This is a genomic window from Nocardia sp. MH4, from assembly GCF_019266065.1.
GTDB classification, from domain to species: Bacteria; Actinomycetota; Actinomycetes; order Mycobacteriales; family Mycobacteriaceae; genus Nocardia; species Nocardia canadensis.
Genome location: NZ_LPNR01000115.1, coordinates 46030 through 63199, shown reverse-complemented (window position 1 = coordinate 63199; position 17170 = coordinate 46030). Strand labels below are relative to the sequence as shown.

Annotated in this window: 17 protein-coding genes and 1 riboswitch; of the genes, 7 read left to right on the top strand and 10 right to left on the bottom strand. The window is 70.8% G+C overall.

Going from position 1 to position 17170, the window contains the following annotated elements; genetic code table 11:
- The first annotated feature begins 8 nt into the window (after nt 1–8).
- On the top strand, nt 9–497 hold the full coding sequence (locus tag ATM97_RS25510; protein WP_218720728.1) for an inorganic diphosphatase: 489 nt from the start codon (nt 9–11) through the stop codon (nt 495–497).
- A gap of 194 nt (nt 498–691) precedes the next feature.
- Here ATM97_RS25510 and ATM97_RS25505 read toward each other — a convergent pair whose 3' ends face one another.
- Entirely contained in the window at nt 692–3661 is a 2970-nt protein-coding gene (locus ATM97_RS25505; RefSeq protein ID WP_218720727.1) for a BTAD domain-containing putative transcriptional regulator, read from the bottom strand.
- 108 nt (nt 3662–3769) lie between these two features.
- Nucleotides 3770–3997, bottom strand: coding sequence for a hypothetical protein (locus ATM97_RS25500; RefSeq protein WP_218720726.1), 228 nt, complete (start codon nt 3995–3997; stop codon nt 3770–3772).
- Between the two features lie 242 nt (nt 3998–4239).
- Here ATM97_RS25500 and ATM97_RS25495 point away from each other — a divergent pair, with 242 nt between their 5' ends.
- Both ATM97_RS25495 and ATM97_RS25490 read left to right on the top strand, forming a co-directional pair.
- Nucleotides 4240–5412 (top strand): serine hydrolase, encoded by a 1173-nt coding sequence (locus ATM97_RS25495; protein ID WP_218720725.1) that lies wholly within the window; start codon nt 4240–4242, stop codon nt 5410–5412.
- On the top strand, nt 5409–6935 hold the full coding sequence (locus ATM97_RS25490) for an alpha/beta hydrolase (protein WP_255588387.1): 1527 nt from the start codon (nt 5409–5411) through the stop codon (nt 6933–6935). Before ATM97_RS25495 ends, ATM97_RS25490 begins: the two co-directional genes overlap by 4 nt.
- Nucleotides 6936–6942: 7 nt before the next feature.
- Here the strand turns inward: ATM97_RS25490 and ATM97_RS25485 are convergent, their stop codons facing one another.
- From ATM97_RS25485 to ATM97_RS25465, 5 genes are all read right to left on the bottom strand, one after another.
- The gene (locus ATM97_RS25485; protein WP_218720723.1) at nt 6943–7602 is read right to left on the bottom strand and encodes a response regulator transcription factor; all 660 of its coding nucleotides are present in this window, start codon (nt 7600–7602) and stop codon (nt 6943–6945) included.
- Nucleotides 7590–8840: a sensor histidine kinase gene (locus tag ATM97_RS25480; RefSeq protein WP_218720722.1), complete on the bottom strand. Its 1251-nt coding sequence runs from the start codon at nt 8838–8840 to the stop codon at nt 7590–7592. Before ATM97_RS25480 ends, ATM97_RS25485 begins: the two co-directional genes overlap by 13 nt.
- A 7-nt stretch (nt 8841–8847) precedes the next feature.
- Nucleotides 8848–10620, bottom strand: a complete 1773-nt coding sequence (locus tag ATM97_RS25475; protein ID WP_218720721.1) for an MDR family MFS transporter — start codon at nt 10618–10620, stop codon at nt 8848–8850.
- Complete coding sequence (locus ATM97_RS25470; protein WP_218720720.1) at nt 10617–11114, bottom strand: MarR family winged helix-turn-helix transcriptional regulator; 498 nt, start codon at nt 11112–11114, stop codon at nt 10617–10619. Before ATM97_RS25470 ends, ATM97_RS25475 begins: the two co-directional genes overlap by 4 nt.
- A gap of 90 nt (nt 11115–11204) precedes the next feature.
- Nucleotides 11205–12026 carry a crotonase/enoyl-CoA hydratase family protein gene (locus tag ATM97_RS25465; RefSeq protein ID WP_218720719.1) on the bottom strand — a complete coding sequence of 274 codons (822 nt, stop codon included), beginning with the start codon at nt 12024–12026 and terminating at the stop codon, nt 11205–11207.
- A 107-nt stretch (nt 12027–12133) separates the two neighbouring features.
- Here ATM97_RS25465 and ATM97_RS25460 point away from each other — a divergent pair, with 107 nt between their 5' ends.
- Nucleotides 12134–12610: a YbaK/EbsC family protein gene (locus ATM97_RS25460; RefSeq protein WP_218720718.1), complete on the top strand. Its 477-nt coding sequence runs from the start codon at nt 12134–12136 to the stop codon at nt 12608–12610.
- 42 nt (nt 12611–12652) lie between these two features.
- On the opposite strand, the gene ATM97_RS25455 is transcribed toward ATM97_RS25460, so the two are convergent.
- Nucleotides 12653–13357 carry a TetR/AcrR family transcriptional regulator gene (locus tag ATM97_RS25455; protein WP_218720717.1) on the bottom strand — a complete coding sequence of 235 codons (705 nt, stop codon included), beginning with the start codon at nt 13355–13357 and terminating at the stop codon, nt 12653–12655.
- A 39-nt stretch (nt 13358–13396) separates the two neighbouring features.
- Between ATM97_RS25455 and ATM97_RS25450 the strand changes: the two genes are divergently transcribed.
- Both ATM97_RS25450 and ATM97_RS25445 read left to right on the top strand, forming a co-directional pair.
- Entirely contained in the window at nt 13397–14095 is a 699-nt protein-coding gene (locus ATM97_RS25450; RefSeq protein ID WP_218720716.1) for a DUF998 domain-containing protein, read from the top strand.
- Nucleotides 14096–14188: 93 nt separating this feature from the next.
- Nucleotides 14189–14656 (top strand): flavin reductase family protein, encoded by a 468-nt coding sequence (locus ATM97_RS25445; protein ID WP_255588399.1) that lies wholly within the window; start codon nt 14189–14191, stop codon nt 14654–14656.
- Between the two features lie 37 nt (nt 14657–14693).
- On the opposite strand, the gene ATM97_RS25440 is transcribed toward ATM97_RS25445, so the two are convergent.
- Both ATM97_RS25440 and ATM97_RS25435 read right to left on the bottom strand, forming a co-directional pair.
- A complete protein-coding gene (locus ATM97_RS25440) occupies nt 14694–14828 on the bottom strand; it encodes an excalibur calcium-binding domain-containing protein (RefSeq protein WP_255588383.1) in 135 nt (44 codons plus the stop codon).
- A gap of 58 nt (nt 14829–14886) precedes the next feature.
- Nucleotides 14887–16203: an aminotransferase class V-fold PLP-dependent enzyme gene (locus ATM97_RS25435; protein ID WP_218720714.1), complete on the bottom strand. Its 1317-nt coding sequence runs from the start codon at nt 16201–16203 to the stop codon at nt 14887–14889.
- Between the two features lie 48 nt (nt 16204–16251).
- A riboswitch (SAM riboswitch) is annotated at nt 16252–16366 on the bottom strand.
- Between the two features lie 295 nt (nt 16367–16661).
- Here ATM97_RS25435 and ATM97_RS25430 point away from each other — a divergent pair.
- Nucleotides 16662–17096 (top strand): MarR family winged helix-turn-helix transcriptional regulator, encoded by a 435-nt coding sequence (locus ATM97_RS25430; protein ID WP_218720713.1) that lies wholly within the window; start codon nt 16662–16664, stop codon nt 17094–17096.
- The last annotated feature ends 74 nt before the right edge of the window (nt 17097–17170 follow it).

Here is a 17170-nt window from a genome sequence, read left to right as displayed (position 1 = left end):
GAGATGGCGTGGAGTTCGACGTCACCATCGAGATCCCCAAGGGCTCTCGGAACAAGTACGAGGTCGATCACGAGAGCGGCCGGGTCAAGCTCGACCGGTACCTGTACACCTCCATGGGCTACCCGGCCGACTACGGCTTCATCGAGAACACCCTCGGCGAGGACGGCGATCCGCTGGACGCGCTGGTGCTGCTGCCCGAGTCGGTCTTCCCCGGCGTGATCGTGGAAGCCCGTCCGATCGGCGTGTACCGCATGACCGACGAAGCCGGCGGCGACGACAAGGTGCTGTGCGTGCCCGCGGGCGACCCGCGCTGGGACCACATCCAGGAACTTGGCGACGTCTCGGAGTTCGAGCTGTCGGCGATCAAGCACTTCTTCGAGCGCTACAAGGACCTGGAGCCGGGCAAGTTCGTCCAGGGTTCGGAGTGGCTGGGCCGCGCCGAGGCCGAGAAGGTCATCGACGAGTCCTTCACCCGCCTGAAGGAAGCCGGCCACTGAGCTGACGGTGCACGAAGAACGGGATGTCCGGAGCAGTTCGGACATCCCGTTCTCGTTGTCCCGGTCCGGGCCGCCGACCCCCCCGGCGACGACGCGGCTCGCTGTCGCGACAACCGGGTACATAGGGCAATCTATCGCGTGAACACTTGTGTTCGCCAGTGCCTCACGAATATTCGCGCCCCGTGATGACGCCGCTATGACGCGGCGATGATGTCCCGGCGGGCACGCAGCGCGGCGAGATGATCGTGCAGCAGCGCCATCACCGGCGCCTCCAGTTCGGCGTCGAGCCGTTCGTGGGTCAGCTGCGGATCCTGCATCGTCTCGAACGACTCCGCCGCGGCGGTGAAGGACTCCTCCGCCTCGCCCGGTTTCCCGGTGGCCTGTTTGATCAGCCCCTGGAGCACCAGCACTCTGGCCCTGGTCAGCGGCCCGATCGCACGGGTGAGCACCTGGATCGCCTCGTCGACGACGGGTTCGGCGTCGGCGGCCCGGCCTGCCATCAGCAGCACGTGCGCCAGCCGTGACAGCGCCCAGCCCAGCCGCAGTTCGATCCCGCCGGCCCGGCCGAGCGCGACCGCCTCCTCGCACAGCCGCACCCCCTCGGCCGTCTCCCCCTGATAGACCAGGGTGACCCCGAGTTCGTGCGTCGCCATCGCCTCGAGCGACCGGTTGCCCAGCTCGGCGGCCAGCGCCCGCGCGGTGACCGCGCGCTCCCTGGCCGCCGGGAAATCGCCCGCGTCGGAGTAGGTCTTCACCTCGTGGACCAGGCACGCGCACTCGATCGCCCGGTCGCCGACCCGGCGGGCCAGCCGGATCGCCCGCGCCGAATGGGCCAGCGGCGCGGCCGTTTCGGTGCCGCGCCGGGTCGAGGACGACAGCAGCTGCGCGGCGAACGCGGTGAGCCGGGCATCGCTGATGGTGCCGCGATCCAGCGACAGCGCGATGCGCTGATGGTCGCGCCCCTGCCGCAGCGCGCCGAGCGAATAGGCGAACAGCGCGCCGAGGGCGACCCGCACCCGACATTCCACCGAGCGGTCACCCGCGCACAACGCGGCGTCGAGCAGTTCCTCCAGCGCCCGTGCGACCTCGATGCAGTTCGCGCCGCCGTCGATGAGTTCGGCGGTGGCCCAGGCGATATCGGCGGCCGGGGCCAGCACCGGGCCACCGGCTTGCGCGCACTGGCGATAGAGCGAGACCAGGTTGTGCCGCTGTCCGGCCAGCCACGCCTGGGCCGCGTGCTCGTCGGCGAACCGGACGCCCGGCGCGGCGGTCGGGCGCAGGTGCTCGGGCAGCCGGGTGCCCGGATTACAGACGGCGACAGCCTGTTTCACAGTGGCGAGGTAGAAGTCGAGCAGCCTGCGCAGCGCGGTCAGCGGCGGGTCGGCGGCACCGGTGACCGGCAGTTCCCTGGCGAACAGGCGCAGCAGGTCGTGATAGGTGTAGCGGCCGGGCGCGGTGGTCTCGAGCAGGTTCAGGTCGACCAGGTCCTCGCACACCTGCTCGGCCTCGGCGACCTCGATCCCGAGGATCGCGGCGGCGCCCTCGGTGCAGATCTCCCCGACCTCGGGCACCGCCAGCATCCGGAACGCGCGCGCGTGACCGGTGTCGAGCTGGTCGTAGCTGATCCGGAAGGCCAGCTCGACGGCGAGTTCGCCGGTGCGCAGGACACTGAGCCGCTGCGCGGTGTCGCGCAACCGCTCGGCCACGATCCGCACCGTCCAAGCCGGGCGCGCGGCCAGCCGGGCACCGACGATGCGGACCGCGAGCGGCAGGCCACCGCAGGCGCCGAGCACCGCGGCGACCGCCTCGGGTTCGGCCGCGATCCGGTCGCGGCCCGCGATCCCGGCGAGCAGGCTGTGCGCCTCGGTATCGGTGAGCACGTCGAGGCGCACCGCGGTGGTGCCCGGTAGCTCGGGCAGCGCCGAACGGCTGGTGACCAGCACCGCCGAGCCGGGGGTACCGGGAATCAGCGGCGCGACCTGGTCGACCGAGCGGGCGTTGTCGAGGACGACCAGCACCCGTTTCCCGGCCAGCCGGCTGCGGAACTGGGCCGCGCGCTCGGCGGCGCCCGCGGCGAGTTCACCCTCCGGCACACCGAGCACGCGCAGGAAGTCGCCGAGGGTGTCGGCGGCGGTGGCGCCGCCGGCGTGATCGGCGGCGAAGCCGTGCAGGTCGACGTGCAGCTGCCCGTCGGGGAATCGCTCGCGCACCCGGTGCGCCACGTGCACGGCCAGTGCGCTCTTGCCGATCCCGCCCATCCCGCCGATCGCGCAGACCGGCACCCCGGTCCCCGTCGCGGTGAGCCGCGCGGCGAGCAGGTCGACCACCTCGGCGCGGCCGGTGAAGTCGACGACGTCGGCGGGCAACTGCGCGACCCGCTGCGGCGCCCGCGGCCGGACCTGCGCGGCAGGCTCGCGCGGCGTGCTCAGCTCACCGGCCAGGATGCGCCGGTGCAAATCGGCGAGTTCGCGCCCTGGTTCGATGCCGAGCTGGTCGACGAGTTCGCGGCGGGTGTCGGCGTAGACGCGCAGCGCCTCGGCCTGGCGACCGGCGTGGTAGAGCGCCGTCATCAGCAGCGCGCGGGGCCGTTCGCGCAGCGGGTGCTCGGCGCACAACGGGGTGAGGTCGGCGACGGCCTCGGCATAGCGGCCCCGGCGCAGGTCGAGTTCGGCGCGCTGTTCCAGCAGGACGAGCCTGCGGTCGGCGAGGTGGGCGCGCTGCCGCTCGGCGAAGGGGCCGGGCAGTCCGGCCAGCGGGGTGCCGGTCCAGAACCGCAAGGCGGCGTCGACGGTGTCGCCCGCGGTCTGGGGGTCGGAGTGCGGGGTGAGCATCAAGTCGTCGACCTGTTCGATGTCGACGCAGCCCACCGGCACCCGCAGCGCGTAGCCGCCGCCGAGCGCGACCAGCACCTGCGGCGGCTCCCCCGCCACGCGCCCTGGTTCGAGGACCCGGCGCAAATGCAGGATGTGATTGCGCAGCGCGCCCACGGCGCTGGCGGTGGGGTTCTCGCCCCAGACGTCGTCGATCAGTTCGTCGACGGTGGCCGAGCGGCCGGTGCGCAGCAGTAGGGCGGCCAGCAGAGCGCGCTGCTGCCGGGAGCCGAGGTCGAGCTCGATCCCAGCGCGCCAGGCACGGATCTCACCGAGCACGGCGAACGTCAGCATGCGCGGCCAATCTCTCTCACTGGGGGAACTCAGACCGACAATCTAGCCGAACACCGAGAAGGGGCACCCGGCGTCGCCGGATGCCCCTGGGTCGGACGATCAGGTAGCTCAGTACCAGATGTAGAGGTCCCAGCCGTCCCAGTTCTCGGTGCACTCCCAGTAGTAGCCGCCGGTGTAGGACGACTCGCCGTCGGCGCGACAGGCGGCGAGGGTGGCGTAGGTGCCGTAGTAGGTGCCGTACGGGCCGGCGGCGGCGTTGCCCGCGGCGACCGTCGACACCCCGGCGACGGTCGCGGCAGCCAGCAGTCCGGCGGCGATGGTGGTTTTGATGCGCATGTCGTTCGCTCCTCTGCGTTCGTTTTCGACGAGATGAACGTTATGGGCGCGCAGCCGCCGAAACAGCCACCCCTAGGGGGACTTCCGCCCCCACCATGGGCGTTTCACCTTCCCCACCCCTGGGTTGGTAGTGCTGGCACCACCTCGGATTCGGGCGCGCGCGGCATGGGCGCGGCGGGCTGGTCTTCCTACGCTCGAAACAGTCAGGCAGGCACCGTCTCAGCAGGAGGAAAGCGCAGCTCATGACCCTATTTCGCAGCAGGTCCCGCCGCATCGTCGCCGCGGGAGCGTGCGCCGTCGCGCTGCTCGCCGTGCCCGCGTGTGGTGGCGAGAGCGCGCCGCCGACGGCGCCGGGGCCCGAGGTGCGACAGGCCCTCGAAACACTGGTGCGGGCGGGCTTCCCCGGCGCCCAGGCCGTGATCACCACCCCGGCGGGCGAACGTACCGTCACCGCGGGCGTCGGCGACATCGCCTCCGGCGCGCCGATTCCCGACGGAGCCTTCGTCCGGATCGGCAGCAATACCAAGAGCTTCGTCGCGACCGTGCTGCTGCAGCTGGTCGCCGAGGGCAAGGTCGAGCTGGACGCGCCCGTCGAGCGCTATCTGCCCGGGGTCGTGCACGGCAACGGCAACGACGGGGATCGCGTCACCGTGCGTCAGCTGCTCCAGCACACCAGCGGCCTGCCCGAGTATCTGGCCAGCGGCGATCCCAGCAAGCCCACCGACCCCGGCTCCCCGCAGCTCGACATCGCTACCGAAGCCGCGCGGCGACAGCATCACAGCCCCGCCGACCTGGTGCGCATCGCGATGACGATGCCGCCGCAGTACGAGCCGGGTGCCCGCGCCGTGTACACCAACACCAACTATGTGCTCCTCGGCATGCTGATCGAGCAGGTCACCGGCCGTCCGGCGGCCGCCGAGATCGCGACCAGGATCATCGAACCGCTCGGCTTGCGCGACACCTACACGCCCGCGTCCGGCGACACCGGCCTGCGCTCCCCGCACTCGCGCGGCTATCAGGACATCGACGGCACTCGAGTCGATTTCACCGAACTCGATCCCTCCTGGGCCGACACCGCGGGCGATATGATCTCGACCGGCGCCGACCTCAATCGCTTCTTCGCCGCCCTGCTGAACGGCAAGCTGCTGGCTCCCGCCCAGCTCGACGAGATGCGCCGCACCGTGCCCTTCGATCGGATGCCCACGGCCGGTTACGGTTTGGGCCTGATCCAGCGCACCGCGTCCTGCGGGGAACAGGTGAGCGGGCACGGTGGCAGCATCCCCGGCTTCGGAACCCACACCGGCACGACCGCCGACGGCGTCGCGGTCGCCCTCATGGTGAACCAGCTGCCCGGCAGCGAGGAACAGGCGAAACTCGTCGACCAGGCCTTCGACGCGATCGTGTGCGCGGCATGAAGCGCCTGACGACGGCCGCGCTCACCGCCGCCACCGTTCTCGGATTACTCACCGCCGCACCGGCTTCGGCCGACCCGCTCGACTCCTTCCGCCGGCAGACGCTGTCCTGGCGATCCTGCGAGGACCCCCGCCTCGACCCGGCGGGCGCGCAGTGCGCCGATGTCACCGTGCCGGTGGACTATTCGGCGCCGGGGGGCGAGACGATGACCGTGGCCATCTCCCGCCTGCCCGCCACCGATCCGGCGCGCCGCCACGGCGTGCTGCTGTCCAACCCGGGCGGCCCGGGTGGCCCCGGCCTGGGCTACCCGATCGACCTGAGCGCCGGGATGACACCCGAGGTCCGTGCCCGCTACGACCTGATCGGCATGGACCCGCGCGGCATCGGCCGCTCCGCCGCGGTGAATTGCCGCTGGCAGGAGGGGTTCTGGATCCAGTCCGCCGGACTCGACGCGGGCGACTTCGCCACGAGCACCGCCCGCCAGGCTGGGCTGGCCGCCCAGTGCGCGGCGAACGAGGGTCCCCGCCTGCGCCACATCACCACCCGCAATACCGCGCGCGACATGGACCTCATCCGCTCGGTGCTCGGCGAGGACCGGATCAGCTATTTCGGCGCCTCCTACGGCACCTACCTCGGCGCGGTGTTCTCTCAGCTCTTCCCCGACCGCGCCGACCGCTTCGTCCTCGACAGCGCCGTCGACCCCGAGCACTACGGCGCGTCGGAAATGCTGCGCGCCATGGGTCCGGTCAACGAGGCCGCCTTCGACCTGTGGGCGGACTGGACCGCGGCGCGCGACGGCGAATACCGTTTCGGCACAGATCGTTCCGCCGTGCGCGAGTCGGTGCAGGCGATGGTGCGCCGGGCGAAGGAGCGGCCGATCCGGATCGGCGAATTCACCGTCGACCAGCACAGCCTGCCGACGCTGCTGTTCGCCGAACTCGACGATCCACGCAAGTATCCGCTGCTGGCCGCACAACTGCGTCAGCTCGCCGACGCCGCCGACGGCGTCACGGTGACCCCGGAACCGGGGCTGGCCGCCTCGCTGTCGTTCATGCTGACGGCCCAGCCGCGCGACCTCTCCACGGCCACCGCCGTGCTCTGCGGCGACGCGGAAGTGCCGCGCGATCCAGACTGGTACCGGCGCAATATCGAGGCGAGCCGGGCCGAGCAGCCACTGTTCGGCGCGTTCGCGAACAACATCACGCCGTGCGCGTTCTGGGCGCCGCCGGTCGAGCCGACCACGGTGATCGACAACGCTGTGCCGAGTCTGATCGTGCAGTCCACCGGCGATACGCGCACCACCTTCGCGGGCGCTCAGGTCATGCACCGGGCACTGCGCGGCTCACGGCTGGTGACCCTGCCGGACGTGCCGATCCACTGGATCTACGGCAACTACCCGAACGGCTGTGTCAGCGCTGCCGTCAACACCTACCTGCTCGACGGGACTCTGCCCGGCACCGACCTGACCTGCCGCGACGAGGCCGGGTCGCCGTCGGAGCGGCCCGGGTCCGGCGCGGTGCGGTGACGCGCGTTCACGGCCGACCGGGACGAGCGTTGAGATAGGCGAGCACCGCGAGCACCCGCCGGTGGCCGGACTCGTCGGCGGCCAGGCCGAGCTTGGCGAAGATGCTGCGAATGTGTTTGAGCACAGCGCCTTCGGTGACGACGAGTCCGGCGGCGATGGCGGAGTTGTCCTGGCCCTCCGCCATCAGCGCGAGTACTTCCCGTTCCCTGGCCGTCAGCGTCGACAGCGGATCGTCGACGCGGCGACGCACCAGCAGCTGCGCGATCACCTCCGGGTCCATCGCGGTGCCGCCGGCGGCGACCCGGTGCAGCGAATCCAGGAACCGGTCGACCTTGCCGACCCGCTCCTTGAGCAGATAGCCCACCCCGCCCGCGCCGTCGCCGAGCAGTTCGGCGGCGTAGCTGTCCTCGACATAGGCCGACAGGACGAGCACCGGCAGCCCGGGGTGCACGGTCCTGGCCCGCACGGCGGCGCGCAGGCCGTCGTCGGTGAAGGTCGGCGGGAGCCGCACGTCGACCACCACCGCGTCCGGGCGGTCGGCGGTGACCACGGCGAGGAAATCGTCGGCATTGTCGACGGCGGCGACCACCTCGATCCCGGCGGTCTTCAACAGCAGGACCAGGCCTTCTCGCAGGAGGGCGTCGTCCTCGGCGATCACGACCCGCACGGCAACTCCACGCGCACCAGCGTAGGCCCACCGGCGGGGCTGGTCAGCGTCATCCGGCCGTCGAGGGCCTCGGCCCTGCGCCGGATGCCGGCCAGGCCACCGCCCTCGGTCACCGTCGCCCCGCCGACGCCGTCGTCGCGGATCGCCACGATCAGCAGTTGCGGCGGTCCGCCCAGTTCGATCGACAGCGTCGCGGCCCCCGAGTGCTTGGTGGCGTTGGTGACGGCCTCGGCGATGACGAAGTAGGCCGCCGCCTCCACCGCCATCGGCCGTCGCGTGATCCCGTTCAGCTCCACCACACACGGGATCGGGCTGCGCGCGGCCAGCGCGGAGACGGCACTGGCCAGGCCGCGATCGGAGAGCACCGGCGGGTAGACGCTGCGGACCACGTCCCGCAGTTCGGCCAGCGCCGCCGACGCGGTGTCCTGGGCGGTGCGCACCATCCGGTCCGCCGCGTCGGGGTCGCGCCCGCGCAATTGCTCGGCGAGCCCGAGCTGCATGATCACCGCCGCGATCCTGGCCTGGGCGCCGTCGTGCAGGTCGCGTTCGATGCGGCGCAGTTCGGCGCCGTGCGCGTCGAGGGCGGCGGCCCTGGTCGCGGTGAGTTCGGCGACCCGGTCGGCCAGCAGGGCGTGCTCGTCCGGCGCCAGCAGCGCTCGCGCGAGCTTCGCCTGCGCCGTCGCCGCCTCGGGCGAGCGCAGGGCGAGGGCGCCGAACACCAGACCGATCAGCACGCTCAGGGCCGCCGTGGGCCAGGAAACGACGACCAGCCCGTTGCTGCCGGGCAACCCGTCCACCCCCGCCCACCAGAGCAGGGGGAGCACCAGATGCTGCACCGCGCTCAACGGCAGGGCCACCGCCAGCGCGGCCAGCGGTAGCCCGATCACGCCGTGCAGCACCAGCCAGGCGAGGTCGCGGCGGTTCGCCGGGTCGGCGGCCAGGGTCGCGAGCTGTTCGCGCAGGTCACCGGTCAGCGGCCGGTAGGCCGAGGTGATCGGGGTGCCGAGGCGGTGCCCCGCCCTGCGCCGTTCCAGGGTGAGCAGGGGGCGGATCAATCTCACCGCCTCCGGCAGCGCCGGGATCCCGATCCCGATCAGGCTCATGGCGGCGACGACGGCCAGCGCGGCCAGCGCGAACAGCGCGGCGAGCCCGGTCGCCCCGCCGATCAGCAGATAGCCGACAGCGGCGGGCAGCAGGCGTACCCGCCGCGCCGCCGCGCCGCTGTCGGTTCGATTCATCCCTCGATCATGCCGGGGGCGCCGCGGCCCGCACCCGGCCGCCCGCGTCGTCGGCGCTGTGGTCGGCGTCCGCGGCACTGGACTGCGCCGCCGTGTCGACCAGCGCGCCCGCGCCGTCGGCGGCCTTGGTGTCACCGGCGGCTTGGATGCCGCCCTGCATCCGCAGCGGGGCCTCCTTCCAGAACAGCACCAGCAGCAGCGCCAGCAGCGCGACCCCGGTCGCCACCAGGAACACCGTCGACATCGAATCGGCGAAGCCCACCTGGAACGGCTTGGCCAGCACCGGATTCAGCTGCTGGACGATCGAGCTGTCCTCGAGCACCTGGCCCGCCGCCGAGGTGTCGTGCGCCAGCAGGCCCTTGGCCAGCGCGGCATCGGCCGGGTTGCCGCTCTGCGCACCCGCGATCACGGCCTGCTGGTAGGCCGGATCGGTGGCCGCCTGCTGCATCCGCTCGGTGATGTTCGGGGTGAGCAGCGAGAACAGGATCGACAGGAAGACTGCGGCGCCGAGCGTGCCGCCGATCTGCCGGAAGAACGTGGCCGAGGCGGTGGACACGCCCATGTCCTCGGGCGGCAACGCGTTCTGCAGCGCCAGCGTCATCGGCTGGAGCAGGTTGCCGAGACCGAAGCCGGCCAGCGCCATGAAGATCATCGCCAGCCACAGCGGGCTGTCGGCGTCGAGCAGGTGCAGCAGGAACAGGCCGAGGGTCAGCACCGTCGCGCCGATCACCGGGAAGGCCCGGTAGCGGCCGGTTTTCGAGATCAGCCGACCCGACACGATCGAACCGGTCATCAGGCCGAGCACCATCGGCAGCATCTGCAGACCCGCCTCGGTGGGTCCCGCGCCCCGCACGACCTGCAGGTACTGCGGCAGCAGCAGCATGCCGCCGAACATGGCGGCGCCGACCACGAACGAGATCACCACGCCGAGCGCGAACGTGGTGTTGGTGAAGATGCGCAACGGGATCATCGCCGCATCGCCCATGACCTTCTCGACCGCGACGAACCCGAGGACGCCCGCGGCGCCGATCAGATAGCAGACCACCGACGCGGTACTGCCCCAACCCCATTCGCGGCCCTGCTCGGCCACGATCAGCAGCGGGACCAGTCCGATCGCGAGCACCAGCGCGCCGCCGAAGTCGATGCGGTGGGTGGCGTGCGGCTTGCGCGGCAGTTGCAGCACCCGGGTCACCACGACCAGCGCGAGCAGGCCCAGCGGCACGTTCACCAGGAACACCCAGCGCCAGCCGGTGACGCCGAGAATGGTGTCCTGCCCGGCCAGCAGACCGCCGAGCACCGGCCCGAGCACGCTCGAGATACCGAACACGGCCAGGAAGTAGCCCTGGTAGCGGGCACGTTCGCGGGGGCTGATGATGTCGCCCATGATGGCCAGCGCCAGCGACATCAACCCGCCGGCACCCAGACCCTGGAACGCGCGGAAGGCCGCCAGCTGGTACATCGACGTGGCGAACGTACACAGCAGCGAGCCGATGACGAACAGTCCGATCGCGGTGAGGAAGAACGGCTTACGGCCGAACATGTCCGAGAGCTTGCCGTAGAGCGGGGTGCTGATCGTCGCGGTGATCAGGTAGGCCGTCGTCGCCCAGGCCTGCAGTGAGTAGCCGTGCAGGTCGTCGGCGATGGTGCGGATCGAGGTCGACACGATCGTCTGATCGAGCGAGGCCAGCAGCATGCCGAGCATGAGGCCGGACAGGATGGTCAGGATCTGGCGGTGGGTGAAGCCGGCAGGTGATTCCACCGGGGCCGCGGTTGTCGTCACGAATCGTTCTCCATCGCGGTAGCGCTGAGCGCGGTCGAGCGGGTCAGCAGGGTCGGGCGGGCCACGTCGTAGTCGTCGACGAAGCGCGTCAGCAGCGCGGCGAAGGTCGCGCGATCCTCGGGCGACCAGTCCTCGGTGACGACGGCGACCGACTCGCGGCGCCGGGTTCGAATCCGCTCGGCGACCTCCCGGCCCTGGTCGGTCACCTCCAGCACGGTGGCGCGGCCGTCGTCGGGGTCGGCGACGCGTCGCACCAGTTCCCGGTCGACCAGCTGGGCCACCTGCCTGCTCACCGTCGACGCGTCCGAGTGCACCGCCTCGGCCAGCGCGCCCGAGCGCATCGGCCCGTCACAGACCAGCCGGAACAGCACGACGAAGCCCGCCGGGTCGATGCCGGAGCGGTCCTTGATCTGGGCCAGCGTCCGGTCCCGCAGCCGGTGCAGCCGGACGAGCTGGACCGCGATCGCGTCGATCGCGGGCTCGTTGTCCACCACTTCAGTTCACCTTTACTTGCATCAATCAATTAGTTGTGTGATGCAAGTATGTAGACAGAACGGTCGCCGGGGCAACCGTTTGTACTGCCTTTACTCGCCCTTGAACTCCGGCGCGCGCTTCTGGAACACCGCCGTGATCGCCTCGGTGAGGTCCTTGGACGGCAGGAACGCCGCGTTCCAGGTCGACACGTAGCGCAGGCCGTCGGCCACCGCCGGAGCGGTCCGATGCTCGAGCACGTCCTTGATGCCCTGCACCACCAGCGGCGGGTTGTCGGCGATCTCGCGGGCCATCGCGTGCGCGGCCGCGACGACGGCCTCCTGATCGGCGAACACCTCGTTGACCAGGCCGATCCGCTCGGCGCGCGCGGCGTCGATGTCCTTGGCGGTGTACGCGAGCTCGCGCAGGTTGCCCTCGCCGATGATGCCGGGCAGACGCTGCAGCGAGCCGATGTCGGCGACGATCGCGACCTTCGCCTCCCGCAGGCTGAACTTGGCGTCCTCGCTGGCCAGCCGGATGTCGGCGGCCGCGATCAGGTCGAGGCCACCACCGATGCACCAGCCGGACACGGCCGCGATCACCGGCTTGGTGCACTCGGCGACCGCGGTCACCGAGTCCTGCATACCGCGCACGACCTTGAGGAACTCGGTGCGCGGCGCGGCCTTGGCATCGTCGGCCAGCACCGGGGCGAGCATGCCGCCCATCGCCGCCAGGTCGAGCCCGAAGGAGAAGTGCTTGCCCGCGCCGGTGAGCACCACGGCCCGCACCTGCGGGTCGGCGTCGAGCTCGCGGAAGATCTCCGGCAGCTCACGCCAGAAATCGGGTCCCATCGCGTTGCCCTTACCCGGCCCGGTCAGTGTGACCTGGGCAACGTGGTCGGCGATCTCGACGGTGAAGGCCTGCCATTCAGTCATGGACCGAGTCTATTGGCGCGCCGCCAGGGATGTGCGCAGCCCCTGGGATGAACCCCAAAATCCCGCTCCCCCGGCATATTTCCCGCAATCGTCCTACTCTGGATTTCATGCGCAGGTCGTCTCTACCGGCGGTCGCATGCCGCGTCGCCGATACGCTCATCGCCCGCGGGCATCACGGCGTCATCGTTTCGCCCGAGACGCCCGCTGCCACCGCGGCCGATGCCGCCCGCGCTCTGGGCGCCCCGCCCACCGCGATCACCACCTCGCAGGTCTTCCTGCTCGACGACGACCCCGTCCTGTTGCTGGTCGCCGACCACCATCAGGTCGATCTGACGCGGACCGGCAAACGCCTGGAGGGCAGGCTCACCCCGGCGCCCACCGCCCTGGTCGAGCGCGTCACCGGCCAGCCGATCGACGGCACCGCCCCCGTCGGCCATCCCACCAATCTGCCCACCTGGGTCGACACCGCCCTGGCCGAGCACACCGAGGTGTGGGCCGCGGGTGGACATCCGAACACGGTGTTCCGCACCAACTTCCGCGAACTCGTCCGGATCACCGCCGGGCTGCCGATCGAGGTCGACTGAGTCCGAGGCGCTTTGCCACGCCGGTGAATCGGTTCGGGCGATTCAGTGTGCGGCGCAGCCGATTCCGTCGAGGACCTGATCGAGACCGGTTTCGAACTGCCATCGCAGGTCGTCTTTGCGGTCCGCCGCCTGGGCGTAACGCTGGAAGGTCGGATAGCGGCCGGTGTCGAGAAGCCACCGCAGGTGTGTGGCGAGACCCGCGCGGGCATCCGCGCCGGTGGTCCAGCCGCGATCGTCCATGAGGTCGCGCAGACCGATTTCGGCGCTGGTCGCGCCCTGGACATACATGGAGACGGTGCGACAGGCCGCCATCGCGGTATCGAGGTCGAGGCCGAGGTCGTCGTGGAGTGCGGCGAGAGCCAGTTCCGTCAGCGCCATGCGATGCGGTGTCAGCTCGTAGACCAGCTGCGGGGCCGACAGGCGGGTGAGCCACGGGTGGCGCAGGATCAGAGCGCGGACAGCCAGTGCCATCTCGCGCAGGGTCGTGCGCCAGTCGATCCCGGCGGACAGGTCGATCTCGCCGTAGACGAGGTCGACCATCAGTTCCAGCACCTCGTCCTTGTTCGCCACGTGGCGGTAGGCGGCCATGGGCGCGACGCCCAGCTCGGCGGCGAGGCGGCGCATGGTGATCGCGTCGAGTCCGTCGGCGTCGGCAACGGCCACCGCCGTCGCGGCGATGCGCTGAGCGGACAGAGCCTTACCCGGTGCGCCGGTGGCCTGCGCAAGCCGTTCCCAGAGGAATGTCACGCCTGATTCTCTCTCGTGTGTACTACGTACGCACAATCCGTGTACGTTGTACACATGAGTATACGTTGTACGCATGCCATGGTGGCGGCGGGTGCGACCGGTCCCGTTCTCTTCGTCCTGACCTATCTCGTCAACGGTGCGGTGCAGCCGGACTACGACTCCTCGCACGACACCATCAGCACGCTCAGCCTTGGCCGGCACGGCTGGATACAAATCGCGAACTTCGTCGTCTACGGCGTGCTGACCCTGTGCTTCGCCGAGGCGCTCCGGCGTTCGGCGGCCATCCGGACTTCGGGATATGTGTCGCTGCTCGTCGCGGGAGCGGGGCTGGTCCTGATCGGCGTTGCCCCCACCGACCCTGCGCTCGGATTCCCCGCCGGTGAGTCCGACGCCGTCACCGCGATCGGCACGGTGCACAGCATGGGCGCGCTGGTGGTTTTCCTGGCGTTCCCGGTAGCCGCGTTCGCCGCCGCGGGTCGCCCCTTCCGCGGCTGGGCAGCCTTCTCGGTCGCCACCGGCGTGCTGTCGCTGGTGGCAGTCGGCGCGTTCTTCGTTGCGTTCGAAAGCACCGTGGCGGGTGCGGATTCCTCCGCCGGGCTCTATGAACGGCTGCCCACCCTGTTCATCGGGTTGTGGCAGGTCGTGTTCGCGTTCCGCGTGCTCACCGAAGACAAGGCCGGCGCGATCGGCGCACAGCGCGACGACCGGGCGATGGGTGCGGTCGCGCCGCAGGCGTAGTTTGGGGCGGTGGGTGATGCGCGACGTATTCCGGCCGAACTGGTCGTCCCCGATGATCTGAGCGGGATCACGGCTGAGCAGTATCGGGCCTCGATGCGGCACTATCCGGCCGGCGTCACCGTGGTGACGATCGGAGCGGACTCGGGCCCCGTCGGCTTCACGGCGACGTCCTTCGCCTCACTGTCGCTGGAACCGCCGCTGGTGTCGTTCAACATCGCCCACACGTCCTCGAGCATCGAGGCCCTGCGCGCGGCCGACTCGGTCGTCATCCACTTCCTCGGCGAACACCAGCACCACCTGGCCCACCGTTTCTCCCGTACCGCCGCCGACCGCTTCACCGACCGCTCCCTGTGGACCACCCTCGACACCGGCGAACCGGTCCTGCACGGCACCCCCATCTGGCTCCGCGCCACCCTCCACCAACTCATCGACATCGGCGACCACACCCTCGCCGTAGGCCTGGTCACCCGAGTCCACGACGACACCAGGGAATCCCCGTCCGCCGCCCCCCTCCTCTACTACAACGGCAGATACCACCGCCCCACCGCCCTCGACACCTGACAGCGCCGCTGCGCGAGCCGGGGCGCCGATCGGCAGGTCAGCCCCTGTCGCAAGCGATACCGTCACCGTCGGCGTCCAAGCCGGATCTGTAGCCGGGCTCGCCACGGTGGAGCGGCGCCGCGCCCGCGGCGCGCGCGGCAGCGCAGTTCTTGCAGGGATCACCGGGGCACATTCCCGATGGGGACAGAGCGGTGCGGCCGGACACGCACGTCCGACCGCACCGTGGCGGCTCAGCCGATGAGGCAGGGGGCGGCGCCGGTGAGGGCGTCGCCGGAGAGGGGGCGGGTTTCGGGAGTGGGGTTCCAGAGGCCGTCGGTGGCGGCGTAGGTCCAGGTGGGGCCGGATTCGACGAGGGTGGCGACGGCGGTGATCAAGCGGTCCACGTCGTCGGCTGTGGTGCCGAGGCCGATGCTGGCGCGCAGGGCGGCGTCGAGGCCGAGGGCCGCGAGGAGGGGGTGGGCGCAGAAGCGGCCGTCGCGGACACCGATGGCGTGTTCAGCGGAGAGATAGGCGGCGACCTCACCGGGGGCATAGCCGGCCACGGTGAAGGCGACGATGCCGACACAGTCCGGGCTGTCGGACCAGATGCGGACCAGCTCGACGCCCGGGATCGCACCCAGCCCGTCGCGCAACCGGTCGGCCAGGAACCGCTCGTGGGCGACGAGCTCCTCCGGATCGATCGCGGCGAGCGCGTCGCAGGCGGCGGCGATGGCGGCCGCGCCGAGCACATTCGGCGAACCGGCCTCGTGCCGCTGCGGCGCCGCGGCCCAGTCGACCTGCGCCACACCGACTTCGCGCACCGCGCCACCACCGGCCAGGTGCGGCTCGCCGGCGTCGAGCCAGTCCCGCCGACCGACCAGCACACCGGCGCCGAACGGCGCGTACAGCTTGTGCCCGGAGAAGGCGAGGTAGTCGACGCCGGTCTCGCGCAGGGAGATCCGGCGATGCGGCGCCAGCTGCGCCGCATCGACGAGAATCCGCGCGCCGCACAGGTGGGCGATGGTCGCCAGCCGCTCCAGCGGCAGCACCTCACCGGTGACGTTGGAGGCGCCGGTCACCGCGAGCAAAGCGGCGGGCTTGCTGCACAATTCGGCGACGACCCGGCGAATCGTCTCCTCGACGGTATCGGCGGCCCGCACGACCCGGCGCCCGTGCGCGGTCCACGGCAGGAAGTTCGCGTGGTGCTCGATATCGAGCACCACGGTCTCGCCGGGCACGCAGCCGGCCAGCAGGTTCAGCGAATCGGTGGTGTTGCGGGTGAACACGACGACCTGGTCGTCGGCGGCGTCGAGGAACCGGGCGACCGCGCCACGGGACGCCTCGTAGCACTCGGTGGAGATCCGCGAGGCGTATCCGGCGCCGCGATGCACGCTGGCGTAGTACGGCAGCAGCTTGGAAATCCGGTCGGTGACCTGCTGCAAGGCCGGTGCGCTCGCGGCGTAGTCGAAGTTGGCGTAGTCCTTGGTCCCGCCCTGCACGAGCGGAACCCGCAGGTCCGCACCGGAGACGGTGGCCAGGGCACAGGTGGGGTCGATTACTGCGGTCATGACGAAATCCCGTCGGCTCAGGGACTCGTTCCCGAAAAGGGTGCTGCGAGTCCGCGCTTGCCGCGCCCACTGCGGACGGCGGCCTGGTCGTCACCCGGAGCACCCCACCGCGGAGGAGGGTTGCCGACCAGCTAGCCGGGGCTTGTCGCTGGTACTCGTGACCTGTTTCGAGAGTGGCAGACGATCCGGCGAGCTGTCAACCACCCACGATCGGCCCGTCGGAACCGGTGGCACCCGCCGCGCTCGCGACGGCGACGACCCACCCCACCGACCCGCGCCGTGACCGGTTCCGACACCCGAAAGGTAATCCTCACGGCCACAAAGGAATCGGACATCCCGGCCGAGACCCGATTGCCGCCGGATTGCCGCCCGCCCGCGAATCGCCCAACAATCTGCCTCATCCATGATGGATGACTCAAATGATTGAGTTCCCCCACTATCTGTTAGGGTTGCCGATCATGTCCACGAACTCGAACCCCGTCCGCGGCCTGCCGCGCTATCCGGTGTACGCGCTCGGACGGCTCACCAAGGCACTGCACGCCGAGATCGACGTCCCGCTGCGCGATCACTGGGTGCTCACCTTCATCGAGGAGAACGCCGACCTGACGCAGAAGAAGGTCGGCGACGCCCTCGGCATCGACCGCAGCGAAGTCGTCCGGCTGATCGACGCGCTGGAACGCGCCGGCCTGGTCGAACGCACCCGCGACGGCAAGGACCGCCGCAAATACCGGCTGCGGATCACCGACGCCGGGCGCAAGCAGTGCAAGCGCACCGACCGCCTCATCGCCGACGCCACCGCACGCGTGCTGGAGCGGCTCGATCCCGAGGAACAGCGCACCCTGCACCGGCTGACGCTGACCGCGCTCGGCGAATCACCGGATTCGCCGTCGTGATCGGCGCCGGCGGCACGCCTCGCGCTGCCGTCCGGCCACACCTTCTCCGAGTACCGTTGGCATCTGGTGACCAT